Origin of the sequence: Agrobacterium vitis (assembly GCF_013426735.1) — a bacterium.
GTDB classification, from domain to species: Bacteria; Pseudomonadota; Alphaproteobacteria; order Rhizobiales; family Rhizobiaceae; genus Allorhizobium; species Allorhizobium vitis_D.
Genome location: NZ_AP023275.1, coordinates 176991 through 198048 on the forward strand (window position 1 = coordinate 176991; position 21058 = coordinate 198048).

A 21058-nucleotide genomic window follows, 5' to 3' on the forward strand; every position below is an offset into this window, starting at 1 on the left:
GTCTGCCATATGTGCAACTTGTACACCGTTCGTCTTTCCGCCGCAGAAGTGGCCGCGCACTTTCGTGTGCCGAACCCGATGCAATCGAACGCCCCCGAGGAAGTCTATCCGGGCACGCCCGGGATGGTGGTAACGGAGAATGAAGGCGTTCGCGAGCTCCGCTCGATGGTCTGGGGTTTTCCGCTGCGCCTGAAAGGCATGAAGCCGGAAGCCAAGCCAAAGCCGGTCAACAATATCGCTGACCTGTCAAAAGGCATGTGGATCGGTCTTGCCCGAAAACCGCAATGGCGTTGTTTGATCCCCGTGACGGGTTTTGCCGAAGCCGAGGGTGAAAAGGGTAGGATGACCCGCACCTGGTTTTCGCTGAAGGACCAGCCGGTGTTCGCCTGGGCAGGGCTGTGGCGTATCAGCGACGAGTGGGGTCCAGTTTACTCCGGTGTCATGACGGATGCCAACGAGGCGATCCAGCCCGTGCACAACCGGATGCCCGTCTTGTTACATCCCGATGAGTACGAACAATGGCTGCACGGTACCTTCGATGATGCGCTCGCATTCCAGAAGCGGACATTTCCGCCGGAGCTGGTGACGATGGAGCGGACAACCGAGCTGTGGGCGAAAAACAAGTCTGCACCCGAGGCGCCGCTGCTGCTTTGACGCCAGCCTATTTTCCGAGGTTAGCGAACCACTCGGCATAGGGCGTGTTCTTCGCCATATGCCGATTATAATCCGGTGCGCCATCTTCCCACCAGGGCGCGCCGCGCTCGCCGAGAGCAACCTTGGCATCATCGACCAGATGTCGCGCCTTTGCCATCGGGGTCGCCCTTGGCGTCGCGAACAGCCCTTCTTGCGGACATCAAATCCTTGACCAGTCTATTCCGTGTGGCTTCGTCAAGCGCAGGATTGCTCTTCCGCCACAAGCGTCCGCTGACGACGAAATAACGCCCGTCAGGGGTGTCGGGGTATTGGTCCGACATTATCTAGCGCCCGTTTTTGATCGCTTGGTCGATCATCCGCTCCGTTTCCAAATTAGATGCCAGCGAAAGCATGTGACAGTCGGCAATATCCACCAGTGCGCTGGCGACTTCGGTCTCTCCCCAACCGGCCATCACCGCTTGCTCGGCCAAATGCCTGAATGCGTCGGCAATCGCTTCCTGACAGTTCAGAAAGTGATCAGGATGCTCGGAGAGGTTTCTCGGACCAGATATGTACTCCATTCCTAATGTAATAGAGTCGGCTGAGACCGGTTCAAGGCCCGTTGGCACCAATCTGAAACTTTTCGACGTTTTGCGTGTTTCCGCTGCACAAGCAAATGCGAGGAAACATCATGTCAAAGCGCGAACTCATCGATACCGGAACCGACAAACGCTACGTCCGTCGCGACGAAGACGGCAAGTTCAAGGAATCCGTCGACGTCGGCCGATCCCTCTCGGCTGACAAGCGCCATCAGGCGAAGAGCGATGCCAAGCCCGGGAAGGGCGACCACAAGTCCAAGTGAAAATCGCCACCTTCAACGTCAATGGCGTAAACGGTCGTCTCGAGGTCCTGCTTCGTTGGCTGGACGATGCGAAGCCGGATGTTGTCGTTCTCCAGGAGCTGAAGGCGTCGAATGCCAAGTTTCCAGCGAAGGCCATCGAAGCCGCCGGCTATGGTGCGGTGTGGCATGGCCAGAAATCCTGGAATGGCGTCGCCATCCTGGCGCGAGGTCAGGAGCCGCACCTGACGCGCAAGGGTCTTCCGGGGGAGCCGGCGGACGAGCAGAGCCGCTTTATTGAAGCCATCGTGGACGGCGTTGTGATTGGCGGCCTCTATCTCCCAAACGGCAATCCCTATCCTGGCCCGAAGTTCGACTACAAGCTCCGATGGTTTCAGCGTCTGCACGACTATGCCGCCGAATTGCTGGAACTAGAGGTACCTGTCGCCCTGGTGGGTGACTATAATGTCATGCCGACGGAATTGGACGTCTACAAACCGGAGCGTTGGACGGACGATGCGCTGTTCCGCACGGAGGTGCGCGGCGCCTTCCGAAATCTTGTCTCTCAGGGCTGGACGGATGCGATACGTGAGATGCATCCGGGAGCGCGCATTTACATGTTCTGGGACTATTTCCGAAATGCCTATGGGCGCGACGCGGGCTTGAGGCTCGACCATTTCCTCCTCAGTCCCGACCTTGCCAAGCGACTGAAGAAGGCAGAGGTCGACAAACATGTGCGCGGCTGGGAGCGCACCAGCGATCACGCTCCGGTGTGGATTGAGCTATCCGACAAACAGATCAAACGGAGGAAACGAAATGAGCAATGACTGGCGCGACGAATTTAGAAGCGGTTTGGCGAACCTGGTCGATCAAGCGGTCGTTTCCGGAGCCAAGCAAGCCGATGTCTTTAAAGCCACGATCGAGGAAATCGAGCGTTTGCGGATTGCGAATGAACGTGATCCGGATCCTGCGGACGATGTGTCGGAAGGTGCGATCGAGGAGCCGGCAAACGACTGGCCAGCGGCGAGTACCTGAGTATGCCGCGGTACAGAATTGCCCTTTGCAACCCTTCCTCCAATAACTGGGTCGGCGGTTCAATTTCGTTTAATGTGGCGGATGGGCAGGCTTAGGAAGCCTCTCGGCTAGCCGCTAGACACTTTCCTCATAATCGTAGAGCAGGCGCATCCCTCACATTTTAGGCCTTGCGGATCCGTTCGACGAAATGTTGAACCTTTTCGAACGCGGCTTCAAACCCAGGCTTTTCACCATAGACCATGTCGCCAAGCAGCTTCGCATAACCCGCTGCGAACTCTCCGTGTTTGGACATCGTCTCGTACGCGCGGAGCGTTTCAGCCCTCGGGTCCGCCTTATAGGCAGGATAATCGTCGGCACGGCTCTTGGCTTCAGCCTTCATCGTTTCCAACGCGATTGCGGCCGCCTCATCCGCATCGTAGTGGCCATCCATACGCGATAGGTCGTAGACGTGACGAACAAGCGTGTGATCGAGGGGCCCAAGATCGGCAAACGCAAATCCAGCCCGACGTCCGAGACCAACGAACTTGTCAGCCGCGGTTTCAACCAGTCTCACGCACGCGACATCCGTGGCCTCGGCAGACGCGCCGGTGGCCTCAGCAACAAAGGATGCAACAGAGCGATTTTCCGGCGCCGTGCAAATCGGGAATGCGGCGATTTCGATCTTGATTTCCGGTCGCAAAACGCCCTCGCCCTTAGCGATGGGTTCATAGGGCAGATCATATCGAACGTAGCGATCGCTTTGCTTGACAACATAGTGACCTTCGACCGCAAAACCCGCTGCCTCAAGCCGCTCGTTCACAGTGGCTCGCAGGCGTTTAAGCTCGCCGCGAGACGGATTGTCCTTGCCGACGATGCGCAGGTCAATGTCTTCTGACATGCGTTCGAGCAAACGATACGCGCGTCCAAGCGCCGTTCCCCCGCCGAACGCCAGGGTCAATCCATCGACCTGCACATCATGGATGGCAGCCAGGGCTCGAACGACGAACCAGTCCTTTTCCACCAAAGCAGGCGAAGGCAGACCGAAGAACTCCTGCACCTCTAGAAGCGTTTTGCGGTCCGGATTACCGTTCAACGCGGAGCTCCGCGCGGCCATCGGAGAGCCGTCGGTTGAAACGCGCCTTGACTTTGACCGTCGGATTCACCGGGATCTGAGTGGAACGGCCTTCATTGTAAGCTTTCGTGCTGTCGCTCTGCTCCCAAGCCACACCAAGCTTGTTCAATGCTTGGAGAGCAGCACTGTGGAAGCCGTTGGAACTGGAGACAATAAGCTGGCCCGATAGACGCGACCGCATCGCCCGGGCGTAGACACCGTAGCCTAACCGCATCAGAGCCCCATCGTGGACCAGAGACCTGAGCGCGCGCAGAACCTGATCCTCACCACTGAGGTCAGCAAAGTCCCGCGGAAGAAAGACATCAGTTTTCTTCGTTCGCGCGACGCGGTTCTGGATTTTCTGCTTCAATGTCCTAGCCTGATGCATGGTCCGTTTCTTTCTGCAAACACCCGACACGGAATATATGCAAAAACCCGACACGACGCAAGAGCTCGTTGGCGGCTTGAGATGCTCGTTTAGGCCATGTAATCGGGCCTGTCCAGGATGCACGGCTTCCAGCGTGGCGTCGCGCCCGCGCACTTGTCATGAAGACCTCCACATCTCCATTTCGTAGCAGGATCTACAGTCTGGCTGAGCCGGCGAAAGTCGTGCGGCGAGGTCGAATACCAATCCCGTTCCAACCAATGTCGTTGCCGAACCCAGCTCTCTTGTCTGGCATCCCTAATCCAGTCCCGTCCTTGGACGGTCAACCCGCAGGGGGTTCGCAGTTCCTGCGACCTCTCTGGCTGCGCCGCCGAGGTGACCGCGGCCGGGCCCGGATCGAACGGGCGCCATCGAGCGGGGATTGGCCCCGCCAACGGATGGAGCCTCACATGTCGGATCTCAGCCTCGCACAAAACCACGCATTCGATCTTGCCCGGACCCTGATGGTCCCGGTCACCCTCTTCGAAATCGATGGCGAGATCGGCGTCATGATTTCCGCCGAGTATGACGGCGACGAGGACGCCGTCATCAATATCTATGATCCCTTTGCTTACGGATCGGCTCATTGAGCCGATCACCCCTTCGGGGGAAGGCGTGCCGCTTGCGCTGTTGCGCGCGCAAGGGAGGCTTCGCCGCGAGCTTGTCCCGGCAGATCTGCACATTGCGAACCCGCGCCCTTGCGCGCTTCCATCTTCGCGGCCTGGGCGCTGACAGTCCGAACAGTCAGGAAAGCTAAAGGAAGTGAAATGGAAAAGAATGACATCGAAGAACTGCGTACCCAGGTGGGCTGCGCAGCCGTCCTTGAGCATGAGGGCTTCGCGATAGACAGGAAAGAGAGCACGCGCCGGGCAGTCAAATTCCGGCGCGACGACGACATCATCATCGTCATCCATGACGACAGGGGCTGGTTCGACGCTCGTTCGGATGCCAAGGGCGATGTGTTCGCTCTTGCAAGCTATCTCCATGGGATCGGCTTTGCCGAGGCCTTGGCGGTGGTCGGCGATCTCGTCGCGTTTCAGCCAACCGCAGCGACCTGGGAGAAGCCTCTTCGTCAAACACAAACAGGGGCTTCGATTCCTGACCGCTGGAACCAAAGAAAGCGGCCGTGGCGAGCATCGGCAACATGGAGCTATCTTCGACACAACCGGGCGCTGCGATGGCAGGTTATCTCTGCGGCGATCGAGGCGGACGTTCTTCGAGAAGGCCCCTATGGCTCGATGTGGGCAAAACATGTCGATGAAGCTGGCGCCGTCATCGGCTGGGAAGAGCGCGGCCCTGAGTGGCGCGGGTTTTCAACCGGCGGCGCGAAGGCGCTCTTCCGGTTTGGAATGAACGACGCTCGTCGGATCTGTGTGACGGAGGCGGCAATCGATGCGCTCAGTCTGGCCGCGATCGAGCAGACAAGATCCGACACGCTTTATGTCAGCACCGGAGGCGGGTGGTCGCCGCTAACCGCGCAAGCGTTGGAGACATTGGCTTCCGGGGAGGGCGCGTGGCTTGTGGCCGCGACCGACAACAATGTTCAGGGTGAGGTCTTTGCCGATCGTCTGCGCCAGATGGCAGATCGCGGCGGTTGCGATTTCTCGCGGCTGAGGCCGCGATGTGAAGACTGGAATGAGGAATTGAAGGGGAGGAGGGAAAGACGAGAGCTGCCGCATACGCGGCCAGCGCATCAAGGGTAAAGCTGCCGCCCGCCTGACGGCGGCCCTTGACCTGCTGCCCGCGAGGCGCCGGCTGAGGAGGTGTGATCAAAGGACTGAAAGAAGAGGTCGATCAGGCTTCCGCTTCGGTCCCCAACCCCAAAGGAGCAGCCGATGTTCAACCCTCCCACCATCCGTAAAGTGTTCGAAGGTGTGGCCAGCCGCCACGAGATGTATGCCCTGTTCAATCGCCATAGCCAATCACCGTTCGACGATGACAGGATAAATGGCACGCGATATATCGGCGAGTGGTTTGAGATATCAGAAGCCGATCACGACCGCATGTTCGAAATCCTCCCGCCGCTCTTCTATCGCGGCGACATGTTCGCCATGCGGGAGTTTCTGGCCGCCAGCGTCACCAGCGTCTTTTTCGCGCTGACGATCGACGATCGGTCCCGATGGTTTCACGGCTATTGCGATCTGGGCGATCTTCAGTCACCCGACCGCATGCGTGCCGAGATCATCACCCGCGAATCCCGTCCGGTGCGTGCCATGAACGACCAAGAAAAACTCGATCATATCTGGAGCGCGACCGGTCCGGATTTCCGCGGCTATGCCGACGCACGCTTTCCGGCCGACCTGCGCAATCGCCAGATCGTGCTCGTCTATCCCTCTGCTCAGGGCAAGGTCTGGAAGCTGCTCGACGATCTGACCGACGAGGAGATCGCCGCAAAACTGCCGGTGCAGTTCCGTCTCCTTCCAGAAACCAACGCTGCCTGACGGCATCATTCACTTCCAAATCTCACCATTCCGCGTCCTGGCAACACTCGCATTTAACATCGAGTGTGCCTCGGCGCGCCACCTCACAGGAGTTTTCCAATGGCGCATGACGATCCTTTCACGTCAGACCTGTTCGGCAATACAGCGCTCACATCCGGTTTCGATCTCGGTATGCCGGGCTTCGCAGCAGAGTTCGGGACCGATATAGATATCGACCCGCCGCCATCGACACCGGCACCTGCAGTCCCAGTTGGTAAAGAATCAAAGCGAACAACGCAGATGCGGACGAAGGTCGATTTCCGGCTCCAGGGTTCTCGCGGTCTCGCCAAAACCTGGCGCGACCGTGCGCGTGACAACATCGCCGCCATCCTGCTGGCGAACAAGATCGAGCGTCATGGTCTGGCGGCCCGACCTGACCAGCAGGCAAGGCTGATCAAGTTCACCGGCTTTGGCGCCTCGGATCTGGCCAACGGCATATTCCGGCGTCCGGGCGACGAGGCATTTCGCAAAGGTTGGGAGGAGCTCGGCGGCAATCTCGAAAGTGCCGTTGCGCCGGGTGATTACGCGTCTCTGGCGCGCTGCACCCAATATGCCCACTTCACGCCGGAGTTTCTCGTTCGTGCCATCTGGGCAGGGCTGATCCGCATGGGCTTCAAGGGCGGCCGGATCCTGGAGCCGGGTATCGGGACTGGCATGTTTCCGGCGCTGATGCCGGAGGCGCTCTCCAAGGTGAGCCACGTCACCGGCATCGAGCTTGATCCTGTCACCGCCCGTATCGTCCGGCTGCTGCAACCGCGGGCCAGGATCATCACAAGTGATTTCGCCCGGACGGATCTGCCAGCCCCTTTCGATCTGGCGATCGGCAATCCGCCGTTTTCGGATCGGACAGTGAAAAGCGACCCGGCTTTCCGCTCCCTCGGTTTTCGGCTGCATGACTATTTCATCGCCAAGTCCATCGACCGGCTGAAGCCCGGCGGGCTTGCGGTTTTCGTCACCTCGTCCGGCACCATGGACAAGGCCGACGCCCGCGCCCGCGAACACATCGCCAGCATGGCCGATCTGATTGGCGCCATTCGCCTGCCCGAAGGCAGCTTTCGCGCTGACGCCGGAACCGATGTCGTTGTCGATATCCTCTTGTTCCGAAAGCGCCGTGCGGATGACACGGTTGGAGACAACACTTGGCTCGATCTCGCGGATGTCCAGGCCGAAGGCGAGGGCGGTCGCGTCCGTATCAACAGGTGGTTCGCCGATCATCCCGAGATGGTGCTGGGACGGCATGCGATGACGTCAGGTCCGTTCGGCGAAGCCTATACATGCCTCCCTTTTGACAATGACCTCGAAACGAACCTGAACGCGACAATCAGTCAGCTACCAGCCGATATCTATGACGGTAAGGCTTCCACAATCGACTTCGCGCTTGAGGACGAAGTCGCCGATGCCATGGCAGAGCGGCCCGACGATCCAAAGGTGCGCGAGGGCAGCTATTTCATCGGCAAGGCCACAGCCCTGATGCAGGTAGTGGATGGGGTTGCTGTTCCGGTCGAGGTCAGGAAAGGTCGCAGCACCGACGGCATTTTCGCCAAACACGCCCTGATCATCCGAAAGCTGATCCCGATCCGCGACGCGGTCCGGCTCATTCTCAAGTTGCAGGAACGCGATCAGCCGTGGCAAAAGGCGCAGGTGTCGCTTCGCATCGCCTGGTCGAGCTTCGTGCGCGAATTCGGTCCGATCAACTTCACCTCCGTCTCGACATCGGAGGATCAGGAGACGGGGGAGGTCAGGGAGGTCCACCGACGGCCGAACCTTGCGCCGATCCTCGACGATCCCGATTGCTGGCTGGTCGCCTCGATCGAGGACTATGACCTGGAAACCAATACCGCCAAGCCCGGGCCGATCTTTACCGAGCGCGTCATCGCGCCGCCGCCTGCACCCGTCATCACCTCGGCATCCGACGCGCTCGCCGTGGTTTTGAACGAGCGCGGCCATGTCGATCTCGATCATGTCGCCGAGCTGCTGCACCGCGACGTTGATGATGTCATCGGCGAGCTGGGCGGGGCGGTCTTCCGCGATCCGTCCAACGGCTCCTGGCAGATGGCTGATGCCTATCTGTCCGGCGCTGTCCGTTCGAAGCTCACCGTTGCCCGCGCTGCGGCCGAGCTTGATCCAATCTTCGCGCGAAACGTCACGGCGCTCGAGCGTGTCCAGCCTGCCGATCTCAGGCCCTCGGATATCACCGCACGCCTCGGCGCGCCTTGGATTCCCGCCGAGGACGTTGTTGCCTTCGTCAAACAGATGATGGAGGCCGATATCTCCATTCATCATCTGCCGGAACTGGCGACCTGGACGGTCAATGCGCGGCAGCTGGAATGGTCGGCGGCCGGCACCACGGAATGGGGCACCCATCGCCGTCATGCCGGTCACCTTCTATCCGACGCCCTGAACTCTTGCCTGCCGCAGATCTTCGACACGATCCGCGACGGCGAGACCGAGCGACGGGTGCTGAACACGGTGGAGACGGAGGCTGCAAAGGAGAAGCTCGCCAAGATCAAGTCCGCCTTCCAGTCCTGGATCTGGTCCGATTCGGATCGCACCGACCGGCTGGCGCGCGTCTATAACGACACGTTCAACAACATCGCGCCGCGAACCTTCAACGGCGATCATCTCCAGCTACCCGGCGCCTCAGGCGCCTTTTCTTTGTACGGTCATCAGAAGCGCGGGATCTGGCGGATCATCTCGGCCGGCGCCACCTATCTCGCGCACGCCGTCGGTGCTGGAAAGACGCTGACCATGGCGGCCGCCATCATGGAGCAGCGGCGGCTGGGTCTGATCAACAAGGCGATGCTGGTCGTGCCCGGCCATTGCCTGGCGCAGGCTGCCCGTGAGTTTCTGGCGCTCTATCCAAACGCCCGCATCCTGGTCGCCGACGAAACGAACTTCGTCAGGGAGAAGCGCCATCGCTTCCTGTCACGGGCGGCGACCGCCAACTGGGACGCCATCATCATAACCCATTCGGCGTTTCGGTTCATCGCGGTGCCCTCGGCCTTCGAGGCCCAGATGATCCAGGACGAACTGGAGCTTTACGAGGAGCTGCTGGTCAAGGTCGAGCGCGACGACCGGCTGTCGCGTAAGCGCATCGAGCGCATGAAGGAGGGCCACAAGGAACGGCTGGAATCCCTCGCCACCCGCAAGGACGATCTGCTGACCATCTCCGAGCTCGGGATCGACCAGATCATCGTCGACGAGGCGCAGGAGTTCCGCAAGCTGTCCTTTGCCACCAACATGTCTACGTTGCGCGGTGTGGATCCGAATGGTTCGCAGCGCGCCTGGGACCTGTTCGTCAAATCCCGGTTCATCGAGTCGAAAAATCCGGGCAGGGCGCTGGTGCTGGCGTCGGGCACGCCAATCACCAACACGCTCGGCGAGATGTTCTCGGTGCAGCGGATGATGGATCCGGCAGCATTGTCGAAACGTGGCCTGCACGAGTTCGACGCATGGGCCTCGACCTTCGGCGATACCTCGACCGAACTCGAACTACAGCCGTCGGGCAAATACAAGCCGGTCACGCGCTTCAGCCAGTTCGTCAACGTGCCGGAACTGATTGCCATGTTCCGGTCGTTTGCCGACGTCGTGTTGCCAGCGGATCTCAGGACCTATGTGAAGGTCCCCGATGTCTCCGGCGGCAAGCGCCAGATCGTCACCGCCGAACCGACGGCAGCCTTCAAAGCTTATCAGAAGCAGTTGGACGCGCGGATCAAGGCAATCGAGATGCGGGATGGTCCGGCCAAGCCAGGCGACGACATCCTGCTCTCGGTCATCACCGACGGGCGCCACGCCGCCATCGATCTGCGGCTTGTCGATCAGGGAATGGAGAATGAGGCCGCCAACAAGCTCAACGCACTTGTCGCCAATGCCCACCGGATCTGGCAGGAAACGGGAGAGGCGGAATATCGCCGCAAGGACGGCAAGCCGTTCGACCGCCCGGGCGCCGGCCAGTTGATCTTCTCCGATCTCGGCACAATCTCGGTCGAGGCGACGCGCGGTTTCTCGGCCTATCGCTGGATCCGCGATGAACTGGTCCGATTGGGCGTGCCGGCCTCCGAAATCGCTTTCATGCAGGACTACAAGAAGTCGGACGCCAAGCAGCGGCTGTTCAACGACTTCAATGCTGGCAAGGTCCGCGTGCTGATCGGCTCGTCCGAAACCATGGGCACAGGCGTCAATGTCCAGGCGCGGTTGAAGGCGCTCCATCACCTCGACGTGCCGTGGCTCCCATCGCAGATCGAGCAGCGTGAAGGCCGTATTATCCGCCAGGGCAACCAGCAAGACGAAGTCGACGTGTTTGCCTACGCCACGCTCGGCAGCCTCGATGCCACCATGTGGCAGAACAACGAGCGCAAGGCCCGGTTCATTGCGGCGGCCCTGTCCGGCGACACCAGTGTCCGTCGGCTTGAGGACATGGGCGAGGGCCAAGCAAACCAGTTCGCCATGGCCAAGGCCATCGCGTCCGGCGACGAGCGGCTGATGCAGAAGGCCGGGCTTGAGGCCGAGATCGCGCGTCTTGACCGCTTGCGGGCCGCGCATATCGATGACCAGCACGCGATCCGGCGACAGATCCGTGACGCCGAACGGGATATCGAGTTTTCCAGCCGCCGGATCGAGGATGTGGGCAAGGACATCGGACGCCTGGTCCCGACCGCGGGAGACGCATTCGCGATGCAAGTCGGAAGCGCGGAGTTCGACGAGCGCAAGCTCGCCGGCCGCGCGCTGATGAAAGAGATCCTGACGCTGGTTCAGCTTCAGCAGGAGAAAGAGGTGATCATCGCCACGATCGGCGGCTTCGATCTCGCCTATCATGGCGAACGGTTCGGCAAGGATGGCTACCGCTACGAAACGCTGCTTCAACGTACCGGTGGCGACTACGAGATCGACCTGCCCGTCACCACGACGCCGATCGGTGCCATCTCCCGGCTCGAACATGCGCTCTCCGGCTTTGAACAGGAACGCGCAAACTATCGCAATCGGCTTGCAGACGCGAAGCGCCGTCTCACCTCCTACACGCCGCGTCTGGGGGAACGCTTCTCATTCGAAGCCGAGCTTGAACTCAAGCTGAGCCAACTGGACGAGATCGAAAGGGATCTGGCCGCAACGGCCAACGAACCAGAGGAGGATCGCCAGGAAGCCGCGTAAACAGCGGCATATCCGCCGCCACTTGAAACGGAAATGGTCGATACACATCTATCGGTCATCACCCGTTTCGATGGTTTGCCTCACAGTGCGATTGCCGCGCGTTCGAAACCGTCCGGGTTGGAAGGGCGCTCCCCGAAAGGGTCGAGCGCCCTTTCGTTTTGGCCTACAGGCGCTATTCCGGGAGCTTGTAGATCGCTGCGTTATCCTGCTGTTCTCGCAGACCCTTGTATGAGGCATGCCGCAACTTGCCGTCGTCCGTCCAGGCACGGTATTCGATCTCGGCGATCAAGGTCGGTTGAACGAAGACGACCCCCTTTTTATCGACCGCAACCGGCGCACGCCTGGTCTTCAGCGTGTCCAGCATGTGGCGGAGTTCGACAGCCTCTTTCTCTTTGAAGCCAGTTCCGACCGAACCGACATAGACGAACGCGTTGCCCTGGTAGGCCGCCAGCAGCAGACTGCCGATCCCGCCGCGTGCTGCAGAGGATGGCTCGTATCCGACAATCACAAAGCTCTCGCTCTGGATGCATTTGATCTTCAGCCAGTCGCCGAGCCGGCCCGAGCGGTAGGTGCTGTCGCGGTGCTTGGCGATGATGCCTTCCAGACCGTGTTCGCGCGCGGCAGCCAGAAGTGCCGCGCCATCCGCCTCGACCTCCTGCGAGACGCGGACTACGCCCTTGCTTTCGCCGATCAGGTCTTCCAGCAGGTGACGACGTCCGAACAGCTCCATGTTCGTCAGGTCATGCCCGTCGAAATACAGCAGGTCGAACGCGTAGAGGATAGCATCGTTTGATGCCTTCTTCCCCCCGCGTCCGCCGAGCGAGCGCTGCAGCGCCCCGAAGTCCGAGCGGCCCTCCGCGTCGAGCACGACGGCTTCCCCATCGAGAATGGCGGTCCCGACGCCGAGCGTGCGCGCCGCGGCTGCGATTGCCGGAAACCTGTCCGTCCAGTCATGCCCTCTGCGCGTGATGATCCGCACCGAGTTCGGTTCGATATGAACAGCCACGCGATAGCCGTCCCATTTGATCTCATAGATCCAGTCCGATCCCGACGGCGGCTTTGCCTTCAACAGTGCCAGGCACGGCTCGATGCGATCGGGCATCGGGTCGAAAGGAAGTTGCGGTTGCGCCGGATCGCGGGGTTTGCGCGGTCGCGAGCGGATCGGAGCGTCGGTCTCCCGCAAAAGCGGCTGGGATTTCTGGCGCGGCGGCTTTGTCATGGCCAGAGTTCAGCAGCAATTGCTTAAAATCGTGTGACATCATCGAGGAATGGAGAAGGGGAGGAAAAGGAGACGGAAACCGGTTCGCAGGGACGGTCCAACGGCTGACGGTTCCCTCAATCGCGCCGGTCGCCAAGACCGGGCCTGCTTGTCTCGCAAGGCAGGTGTGCCTCGCTCTCCCGCAAGCCAGGTCTGCTCCGGCGCAATTGCAGCCGCCGGCTCGTCCTGCGGTTCGGGAGATGTCTTCGAGAAGAAGATGAGGAGGCAAGGACAGTCCGTCCGCCCGAAACCGAAAGGTCATTCCCATGCAGTTGATTACAGCCGATCCGCGCAGCCTGAAGGACAATCCTGACCGGTCCCGCCAGTCGAAATCCTCACTCCAGTCCGACGCGCTGCTCTGCGCATCGATCAGGGCCATCGGCGTCGTCCAACCACCGATCGTCAAACTCGATCCGGAAGGCGGCAACAGCTACATCATCGTCTTCGGCCATCGCCGTGCAGCACAAGCCATTGCCGCGGATCTCGTGGAAATCCCGCTGCTGCTGGCAGATCCCTCCGACGATCTCGGCGCCATGCAGTCTTTTGCCGAAAACATCGCCCGCGAACCGCTGAATCCGGTCGACCAATGGCGCGCCATCGAGCGGCTGGTAGCTCTCGGATGGACCGAGGAGTCGATCGCCATGGCGCTGGCACTTCCGAGCCGGCAGATCCGCAAGCTGCGGCTTCTGGCCAATATCCTGCCCGCGATGCTCGACCAGATGGCGCGCGGTGACATGCCGAACGAGCAGCAACTGCGCACAATCGCCGCCGCCGGACAGGATGAGCAGGCCGAGGTGTGGAAGAAGTACAAGCCGAAGAAGCAGGATCCGCAGGTGCCGTGGTGGGAGGTTGCTCGGGCACTGACCACGACCCGGATGCTCGCCAAACATGCAAGTTTCGGCGACGATCTGGCACAGGCTTACGGCATCACCTGGGTCGAGGACCTGTTTGCACCCGCTGACGAGGACAGCCGCTATACCACGGACGTCGAGGCGTTTCTCGGTGCTCAGCAGGAATGGCTCGCCGACAACCTGCCGAAGCGCGGCTCGGTTATCGAGGCCAATGAATATGGCCAGGCCAAGCTGCCTGCCAAAGCGCAACAGGTCTACGGCAAGCCCGGCAAGGGTGACCTGACCGGATGGTACATCAACGCGCGAGACGGCTCAGTTCAATCGGTTGCCTATCGCATGCCAGAGGCGAAGAAGCCAAAGCTGGTCAAGGATCTCGATGGTGTCGAAACCATCGTCGAGGAGGTTGAGACGCCGAAAGTGCGGCCCGATGTGACCCAGAAGGGTCTCGACATGATCGGCGACTTGCGGACGGACGCTCTGCACGAGGCGCTCGCCCGTGCGCCGATCGAGGACGATACGTTGATGGCTCTGCTCATTCTGGCCTTTACCGGCACGAATGTCAGCATCGCCAGCGGTGCATCGGACAATCCCTATGGTCATGCAAAATGCGGCCCACATGCTGCTAGGCTGATTGGCGAGGACGGCAAGCTGTCCTTCGATCGTGAGACACTGCTGCAGGCTGCGCGCTCGGTCCTGGTCGAAGTCCTGTCTCTTCGGCGCAATCGCTCAGATAGCTGCCTGATCGCCCGTATTGCCGGCGACGCCATCGGCGCTGACGAGTTCCTGCCCAATATGGCGACCGACGACTTCCTCTCATGCCTGTCCCGCACTGCGCTGGAGGCGACCGCGGAAACGGCGGGCGTGCCCGGTCGGATCAAGGTGAAGGATACCCGCGCGGCTCTGGTCGAGCATTTTGCCGAGGACAAGCTGGTGCATCCGGCAGCGCTGCTCGCGCCTTCCACGGACGACGTGCGGTCCTGGGCTGGACGTTTTGCCAGCGTCGATAGCGGATCGGAGGATGTCCGCGACGATCTCGATGCGCTCGAAGATCAGCTTTCGGGTGGTGACCTGGTTGACCATTCCGCCGTCGAGGAAGAGGCCGGCGAGGGTTTCCGCGAGGCCGCCGAATAGCACAAGGCACAAGGATCTGAACCAACGCCGCTGGCTGATGCCGGCGGCGTTTTTGTTTCCAGCAATCAGAAGGAGTTTGTCATGGCAGAGATCCATGATGACATGGCTGAAGATACGGCCGCAGAAAAAGCGGCGCATGAGGCCGAGCTACGGACATTGAAGCGGCCGACGATACCAGCGGGAGCCTCGACACCATGGGGCAGGGCGCAGGTTTCGCGGCAATTCGCCGACGGGATCATTCTGCATTCTACCGCCAGTCACGGCGGTTTCCATCTGGCCGAGAAAGCCAATTCGGCCGTCCATGCTCTCTTCCGGAATGACGGCGAATTTTATGAGGAGGATTGTGAATGGGCGAAGGTCACCCATGCTTTCCCGCATCTATTCACCGCCTATGAACGTCGGGTGGCCGATCGGACGCTTCGAGACTATTTCCCTGATGCCTACGAGCGCGTCATGGGTGTCATACTGAACGGCAGTCAGTCTCACGTGCGGGACGCCCAAGATTTCGAAAAGCGACATCGCCACGACTGGGTGGTCATCGCAGCCCTGAATTCCGATCACCAGCCAGGTCTCGTCGAGTGTCTCGCGACTTTGGGTGGGATCCGAGGCGAGGTCGGCGAACGACGGTTTATGGTTCCACGCTCCGACTACGTGATCGGCCGACATGGCTTCGTCATCGATCCAGCCAAGCACGAGCCATATGATGGCCCGTCCAGCTTTGTGACCTGGGCGGCGCGGCGATGACGGTCGCGCCTAGCGACAGTGACCTTCCTGAAAATCAGGTGATCGATTTCATCGAGCTTTATCGCAGGATCTGGGCACGGCAGCAGGATTGCCGCTCCCGGCGGGCAGAGCGGACGACGCGAACGAAGGCGCGGTGGAAATGCAAGCACCGCATGGCCGCGTTCCGATCACGGCACGTAGATCAACCGAGCCGGGTGAGAGCGAAAAGTCTGTCCAAGTCGAGGGCGCGGTGACGCTTCGATCGAAGGCGGAAGCCAAGACAAGGGGCAACTCGCTTGCACTGGAGTGTGGTGTGGTCGAGATTTGTCGGGCCCCTTGTGAATGACGCGGCGGTGCCAAGGTCGGATCGCCATGGCGATTGCATCATGCTGTCGTGGACCAGATTGTCGGCCGGCACAGCACCTCGGTTTTGCTGCGGTCTGACATGGGCGCGTCCCGGTCAAAGGCCGCTGGCGCGCCGCGTTGCGGCAGGATCCTCGCCTCGTCGCAAGGCAGGTCCGCGTCTGTCGCAGCCCGCAAGTGCGGGCAGCACCATCCGCAAACCATCCTCGCTCCTCCTGGCGATGCCCTGACCTTGGGCCGGGCCGCTGGTGCCCATGTCCTTTTGCCCGCACCCAAGGGGCTGAGCCGGACGACGACCGGCACCCCGGGCTTCGCTGAAACATCGCTCATAAAGGATCCGATCATGGCACCGCTCAACCGCTCCACCCAGAAGAACCGTTCCGTAAAATCCCAGCGTGTCACCACACTCGAAATGGTCAGGCTCGCCTGCCCCGACGCCACCCAGGCACTGCGCATCTCCGAAAGCTTCGGCCTTGCCCTCATCGACAGCGACGGGATCCGCGATCTCCACCGCGGTCAGTTGATCGAAAGCGCCGATGCCCTGAAGGACGGCCTTGCCGAAAAGGCCATGCAGATCCACATGCAGCGCATCGTCGGATCCTTCGTCGGCTCCGCCTACGGCGCGGGGCAATTCTACAGCCGCGCGGTAACCGAAGCCCGCGATCTCACCACGAAGCTCTCCAACGATACCAGGGACGAGGACCTCGACGGTCCGGTCGGCTTCGACAGCCGCGCCCAGCGAAAGCGAGAGTTCGCAGCCGACATGGGTCTGCAGGCCCATGTGCTTCGCATGGCAGCCGAAGGCGCCGTCTCGGCTTACGAGGACATCACCGGCGAAACCTGGAAGCCCTACGAGCGTACGGTCGAGCAACCCGCCAACTCGGTCGACAGACAAGCCGCGACTGCCCAGATGTCAGCATTCGAATAGGACGATCGCGGGGCTTCGGCCCCGCCTGAGACCTCATTTAGAAAAATCATAAATGGGTAAATGCGCCGTAGGGTCCGAGCGCCCTCTTTCTCCGGTCAGCCGTCCGTCGATACCGTCACGGACGTCCACGCATCGATCTCTTCTTGAAGACGCTTGATTCTTGCCGATACATGCTTGAGAGCGTCGCTGCCAAGGAGAAGCTGCGGTGGCGGGTTATCGGTCTCAACTAGGATCAAGACGGCTGCAGCGAGTTTCTCTGGATCCCCAAGCTGCTTGCCACTGACTGCCTGCCGGGCCTCGCGTATCGGATCAAAAAGGGAATCGTAATCCGCGATCGACCTTTCCGTGCGGATCATCGAACGTCCGGCCCAGTCTGTGCGGAAAGAGCCGGGGCATAACGTCGTCACATGCACGCCGAACGGCGCCATTTCTGAACGCATCACTTCCGATATGCCTTGCAGCGCAAACTTGCTGCCACAGTAATACCCGATACCGGGCATGGTGATCATGCCGCCCATCGACGTGACATTGACTATGAAACCCTGGCGCCGTTCGCGGAACCTGGGAATAAACGCCTTGGCGACAGCTACAGCGCCAAAGACGTTCACGTCGAACTGTCTGCGCATCTCTTCGAGAGGCGATTCTTCGATGACGCCCTCGTGGCCGTAACCGGCATTGTTGATGAGCACATCGACCGGCCCGTGCTTCTCTTCCGTATCACGGACGACATCCGGTATCCGGTCGAACGCGGTTACGTCGCAAAGGACGGGGTGAATGGCGGGTACGGCTGCGGCAAGCGCCGAGCGTGCTATCTCGGATCGGACGGTGCCGATCACCTGATGGCCCATCCGGGCAGCAGCTGTAGCGATGGCCAGGCCGAAACCGGAATTTGCGCCGGTGATGAAAAAGGTCTTTCTCGACATGATGTGCGAACTTCCTTGATTGCAGAGACGTTTGACCGATAGTATTAATCGTCCGGCTGAACGATTGCAGATCCGATGAAGTTGTTGCCAAATCCTATGATTGACGGACATCGCCAATCGATGCGAGACCAGCTGGTAGAATTGGCCGGCGGTCTAGCCACGCGTCACGGATACAATCCGACCGGACTCGATCCCGTTCGCATTCTGCGCACTGAGGCCGTGCTCCACGATGTCCCGGTCCTCTATAACCCAGGCGCGGTGTTCGTCCTTCAGGGCAGCAAGCAGGGCATGCTGGACGGAGAAATCTTCCGCTACGATGAAGACCACTATCTGGCTGTTTCTGTCCCCGTGCCTTTCCGGATGGAATCGACCGCCAGTCCGAAGCGGCCATTGCTTGCGGTCTATCTCGAATTCGATATGCAGTTGGCGGCTGAGATCGCCCTGCAGGTCGAAAAGCGCAGCGAGCTGGCTGGTCATCCGCCACGCGGTCTGATGTCGAACAAGATGGATGCTGACATCGAGGACGTCCTGTTACGCCTGTTGAGGGCGCTTCGCAGTCCGGTCGAAAGTGCCGTTCTGGGTGCGGGCATTCTGCGCGAACTGCACTATCGGGTGCTGGTCGGTCCGCAAGGCGGCGCAATGATTGCCGCGCTTCAGCACAGTGGGCCATACGGGAAAATCTTCCGGAGCCTGGCCTGGCTGCGGGAGCACTACAGCACTGAAATCTCCATCGCCGACCTGGCAGGCAGGGTGGGCATGAGCGTGCCGTCCTTCCATGTACATTTCAAGGACCTGACTTGCACCAGTCCGATGCAATATGTGAAGGCCATGCGGCTGCACGAAGCAAGATTGATCATCGCCCGCCAGGAAAAGACGATTGCGATGGTCGCGACGTCAGTCGGTTATGCAAGCCCGGCCCAGTTCAGCCGAGACTTTAAGCGACATTTCGGTCGCACAGCGTCGGAGGAGGCCAAATGGGTCAGACACCACCTTGGCGAACTCGTCTGAGCCTAAGCGAGGAGGCATAGTGCCCGTTCCGGCAATCTGTCACAGGTGGGCGTTCGCTACGACCATTCGATTGGGAGTTGTGGCCACTATGCAACCTGTTCCCATTCGACACCTCCCGATAATGCCATAGTCGTACCACTTGATCTGTCAGCCGGCACGTCCACTGCGGTCTCGATGGGGCATGTCTGACCAAAGACCGCCTCGCGAGGCTCGGCTCGATCGGCATCCGCAACGGCCGGCTCGTTTTCTTCCCCTGTGCGCTGAAGCGCCCATTCCTCGCGAGGCAAAAAAGCCTCTCCCTGGCCGTCCTCCACTCCGTTTCGGTCCGTTGGATGCAGGCCGATCGTCCCCGGTCCTATCGACTGCCATCGAGGCCGCGATGGACGCGGCCCGAACAACCGAAAAGGATTACGACAATGGCAACCATCGGCTCTTTCACCGCTTCCGGCAACGGCTTCTCCGGCACCATCAAGACCCTCAACCTCAACGTCAAGGCAACCATCCGCGCGGTCGAGCGCACTTCCGAAAAGGGACCGGACTACCGCATCCTCGCCGGGGCTACGGTCGAATTCGGCGCCGCCTGGAAGAAGACCTCGAACGAAGGTCGCGATTACCTCTCCGTCAAGCTCGACGACCCGAGCTTCCCGGCTCCGATCTACGCAACGCTGATCGAGGTCGAAGGCGAGGAAGGCCTCTCCCTCATCTGGTCCCGGTCGAACCGGGACTGAGACTGGATGCCCCGCCCGCCAAGGCGGGGCTCTCCACGTCAGGGATCACTTGTTCAGTGCATCCTTGAGGGCCTTGGCAGGCGCGAAAGTCAGCTTCTTCGAAGCTGCAACAGTCATTTTTTCTCCGGTCGCGGGATTGCGACCCTCGCGCTCAGGTGATGTTTTCACCTTAAATTTGCCGAAGCCGGGGATTGACGTTTCCGCGTCGGAGCCTGCGGCGTCGGCGATGGCCTGGAACACGGATTCGACGATGCCCTTGGCCTGAACCTTTGTCAGGCCGTTGTCGGCGGCGATCTTGTCGGCGATTTCATTGGTGGTGGTCATGGAAATTACTTGCATCTTCTCACAAAGATAAAATCCGTGTCAGCTTATGAGCGGATTGTCATCGGCGAGGATTGGGGCGAGGGTCAGATCCGCTGGATGTCCACAGGTCGTTTTGGCCGATAACCTCGTTTGCGCTTCTTGCGAAGCACGTCGAGGAACAGGTTGGTGGCCTGGCTCTCATTGTCGAACAGACGCACCATCTACTGTCCGCGCGTTCCGATCCGGCCCCAGGCGCGCACAAGCGACACCTCTCCGAACAATGTCGGCTGAACAGCAAGCGCATAGAACCGCGCCATGTTCTGTTCCGGCGCGATACGCTCGACATAGATGTGGTAGGGCGTTGGGGCAGGGATCAAATTTCAATGTTCTGCGTCTATACGGCCCGGATCAAAAACAGGTTGATTGATCCCGGGTGCCGCACAAACATAACGCCGCCCGCCGCCATCACGTCGGTAAGATGAAGTTCAAACGGGTTTTCTTGTGATTTTCTCACGCCAATATCGGTCTATTCACGACCACCAGAAAAGCGGCCGTTTTTCTGGTGGTGCTGAAGACAATGCCTTCTCTAATCGTCGTTGTCGTCTCGAGTAAGCTTCTCATGAAGTTTCAAAGCTTGCGGGCTGCGTAAAGCCGGATCTTCGCCATTTTCGACAGCCATGACCATGCGAATGCGTTCTTCTTCCGCCATACGGCGGGCTTCCTCATAGCCGAATTTGCTGACGTTGAAGGTGCGCGTAAACTGTCGGCGGCGGCGCTTTCCTGCAGGGATCGGCGTTTTATCATCAAGGGCGATCTCAATACGAGCCATCCAGATACCGGTTTTATGCGCCCCGGTGGGTCCGATATAATAGACGCCCGGCACGCTGCTGCCTTCTGAGCGATTTTTGCGCACCAACATGCGCATATCATTGTTGCTCAATGGGGGTACGACCCGGAGAACGGCATCGCGGTAGGCTTGCGCCACTTCCAGCGCCTGATCCTTCCCACCATAGGTGCTGTCGCTGAAGGTCATGTGGATCGATTTCCCGCCGCGAGAAAGATTGACCATCCAGGCATCTTGTCTGTGCTTGTCGATGTCCAGTCGGTGGATGGCATACATGGCTTCGTCGTGAAAGCGCTCCTCTGGAGCACGTTTAGATCGTGGTGTGATCATTGTTTACTGCCGTTCGATTT

At 60.2% G+C, this 21058-nt stretch carries 20 protein-coding genes and 2 pseudogenes; 13 read left to right on the forward strand and 9 right to left on the reverse strand.

Annotation, left to right across the window (positions count from 1 at the left end; all coding sequences use genetic code 11):
• The first annotated feature begins 9 nt into the window (after window positions 1–9).
• Window positions 10–654: an SOS response-associated peptidase gene (locus H1Y61_RS24890; RefSeq protein WP_174113416.1), complete on the forward strand. Its 645-nt coding sequence runs from the start codon at window positions 10–12 to the stop codon at window positions 652–654.
• A gap of 7 nt (window positions 655–661) precedes the next feature.
• On the opposite strand, the pseudogene H1Y61_RS24895 reads toward H1Y61_RS24890, so the two are convergent.
• Both H1Y61_RS24895 and H1Y61_RS24900 read right to left on the reverse strand, forming a co-directional pair.
• Window positions 662–974 (reverse strand): annotated as a pseudogene (locus tag H1Y61_RS24895) (hypothetical protein).
• Between the two features lie 3 nt (window positions 975–977).
• Complete coding sequence (locus H1Y61_RS24900) at window positions 978–1214, reverse strand: hypothetical protein (protein WP_235681004.1); 237 nt, start codon at window positions 1212–1214, stop codon at window positions 978–980.
• A 110-nt stretch (window positions 1215–1324) separates the two neighbouring features.
• On the opposite strand from H1Y61_RS24900, the gene H1Y61_RS24905 reads away from it, so the two are divergent.
• Genes H1Y61_RS24905 through H1Y61_RS24915 form a run of 3 tightly spaced genes read left to right on the forward strand, consistent with a single transcriptional unit; the run spans window position 1325 to window position 2506 of the window.
• Window positions 1325–1495 (forward strand): hypothetical protein, encoded by a 171-nt coding sequence (locus H1Y61_RS24905; RefSeq protein WP_156556177.1) that lies wholly within the window; start codon window positions 1325–1327, stop codon window positions 1493–1495.
• The gene (xth, locus tag H1Y61_RS24910; RefSeq protein ID WP_174113417.1) at window positions 1492–2298 is read left to right on the forward strand and encodes an exodeoxyribonuclease III; all 807 of its coding nucleotides are present in this window, start codon (window positions 1492–1494) and stop codon (window positions 2296–2298) included. Before H1Y61_RS24905 ends, xth begins: the two co-directional genes overlap by 4 nt.
• Complete coding sequence (locus H1Y61_RS24915; RefSeq protein ID WP_156556175.1) at window positions 2288–2506, forward strand: hypothetical protein; 219 nt, start codon at window positions 2288–2290, stop codon at window positions 2504–2506. The genes xth and H1Y61_RS24915 overlap by 11 nt, the downstream gene beginning before the upstream one ends.
• Window positions 2507–2666: 160 nt before the next feature.
• Here H1Y61_RS24915 and H1Y61_RS24920 read toward each other — a convergent pair whose 3' ends face one another.
• The gene (locus H1Y61_RS24920) at window positions 2667–3578 is read right to left on the reverse strand and encodes a nucleotidyl transferase AbiEii/AbiGii toxin family protein (protein WP_234644357.1); all 912 of its coding nucleotides are present in this window, start codon (window positions 3576–3578) and stop codon (window positions 2667–2669) included.
• Window positions 3568–3966 carry a DUF6088 family protein gene (locus H1Y61_RS24925; protein ID WP_234625163.1) on the reverse strand — a complete coding sequence of 133 codons (399 nt, stop codon included), beginning with the start codon at window positions 3964–3966 and terminating at the stop codon, window positions 3568–3570. Before H1Y61_RS24925 ends, H1Y61_RS24920 begins: the two co-directional genes overlap by 11 nt.
• 464 nt (window positions 3967–4430) lie before the next feature.
• Here H1Y61_RS24925 and H1Y61_RS24930 point away from each other — a divergent pair, with 464 nt between their 5' ends.
• From H1Y61_RS24930 to H1Y61_RS24945, 4 genes are all read left to right on the forward strand, one after another.
• Entirely contained in the window at window positions 4431–4610 is a 180-nt protein-coding gene (locus tag H1Y61_RS24930; protein WP_180575531.1) for a hypothetical protein, read from the forward strand.
• Between the two features lie 177 nt (window positions 4611–4787).
• Complete coding sequence (locus tag H1Y61_RS24935; RefSeq protein WP_156556169.1) at window positions 4788–5723, forward strand: DUF3991 and toprim domain-containing protein; 936 nt, start codon at window positions 4788–4790, stop codon at window positions 5721–5723.
• A gap of 132 nt (window positions 5724–5855) precedes the next feature.
• The gene (locus H1Y61_RS24940; RefSeq protein WP_156556168.1) at window positions 5856–6461 is read left to right on the forward strand and encodes a DUF1419 domain-containing protein; all 606 of its coding nucleotides are present in this window, start codon (window positions 5856–5858) and stop codon (window positions 6459–6461) included.
• A gap of 99 nt (window positions 6462–6560) precedes the next feature.
• A complete protein-coding gene (locus H1Y61_RS24945; protein ID WP_180575532.1) occupies window positions 6561–11648 on the forward strand; it encodes a helicase-related protein in 5088 nt (1695 codons plus the stop codon).
• A 172-nt stretch (window positions 11649–11820) separates the two neighbouring features.
• Here H1Y61_RS24945 and ligD read toward each other — a convergent pair whose 3' ends face one another.
• Window positions 11821–12867: a non-homologous end-joining DNA ligase gene (gene ligD, locus H1Y61_RS24950; protein ID WP_071205440.1), complete on the reverse strand. Its 1047-nt coding sequence runs from the start codon at window positions 12865–12867 to the stop codon at window positions 11821–11823.
• A gap of 305 nt (window positions 12868–13172) precedes the next feature.
• Here ligD and H1Y61_RS24955 point away from each other — a divergent pair, with 305 nt between their 5' ends.
• The 3 genes from H1Y61_RS24955 to H1Y61_RS24965 all read left to right on the forward strand — a co-directional run bounded on the left by H1Y61_RS24955 (window position 13173) and on the right by H1Y61_RS24965 (window position 16902).
• A complete protein-coding gene (locus tag H1Y61_RS24955; RefSeq protein WP_180575533.1) occupies window positions 13173–14888 on the forward strand; it encodes a ParB/RepB/Spo0J family partition protein in 1716 nt (571 codons plus the stop codon).
• Window positions 14889–14969: 81 nt separating this feature from the next.
• Window positions 14970–15632 (forward strand): DUF7007 domain-containing protein, encoded by a 663-nt coding sequence (locus H1Y61_RS24960; RefSeq protein ID WP_071585026.1) that lies wholly within the window; start codon window positions 14970–14972, stop codon window positions 15630–15632.
• Window positions 15633–16317: 685 nt separating this feature from the next.
• The gene (locus H1Y61_RS24965) at window positions 16318–16902 is read left to right on the forward strand and encodes a hypothetical protein (RefSeq protein WP_071205485.1); all 585 of its coding nucleotides are present in this window, start codon (window positions 16318–16320) and stop codon (window positions 16900–16902) included.
• 95 nt (window positions 16903–16997) lie between these two features.
• On the opposite strand, the gene H1Y61_RS24970 is transcribed toward H1Y61_RS24965, so the two are convergent.
• Entirely contained in the window at window positions 16998–17825 is an 828-nt protein-coding gene (locus H1Y61_RS24970; RefSeq protein WP_071585025.1) for an oxidoreductase, read from the reverse strand.
• Window positions 17826–17906: 81 nt separating this feature from the next.
• Here H1Y61_RS24970 and H1Y61_RS24975 point away from each other — a divergent pair, with 81 nt between their 5' ends.
• Window positions 17907–18833, forward strand: coding sequence for an AraC family transcriptional regulator (locus H1Y61_RS24975; RefSeq protein WP_071205484.1), 927 nt, complete (start codon window positions 17907–17909; stop codon window positions 18831–18833).
• Between the two features lie 416 nt (window positions 18834–19249).
• Window positions 19250–19561: a DUF736 domain-containing protein gene (locus tag H1Y61_RS24980; protein ID WP_041699667.1), complete on the forward strand. Its 312-nt coding sequence runs from the start codon at window positions 19250–19252 to the stop codon at window positions 19559–19561.
• A gap of 45 nt (window positions 19562–19606) precedes the next feature.
• On the opposite strand, the gene H1Y61_RS24985 is transcribed toward H1Y61_RS24980, so the two are convergent.
• The 3 genes and pseudogenes from H1Y61_RS24985 to H1Y61_RS24995 form a co-directional block, all read right to left on the reverse strand.
• Window positions 19607–19885, reverse strand: coding sequence for an HU family DNA-binding protein (locus H1Y61_RS24985; RefSeq protein ID WP_071205435.1), 279 nt, complete (start codon window positions 19883–19885; stop codon window positions 19607–19609).
• 83 nt (window positions 19886–19968) lie between these two features.
• Window positions 19969–20181, reverse strand: a pseudogene (locus H1Y61_RS24990) (WGR domain-containing protein).
• A 269-nt stretch (window positions 20182–20450) separates the two neighbouring features.
• Entirely contained in the window at window positions 20451–21038 is a 588-nt protein-coding gene (locus H1Y61_RS24995) for an AP2 domain-containing protein (protein WP_234636846.1), read from the reverse strand.
• Window positions 21039–21058: the final 20 nt, after the last annotated feature.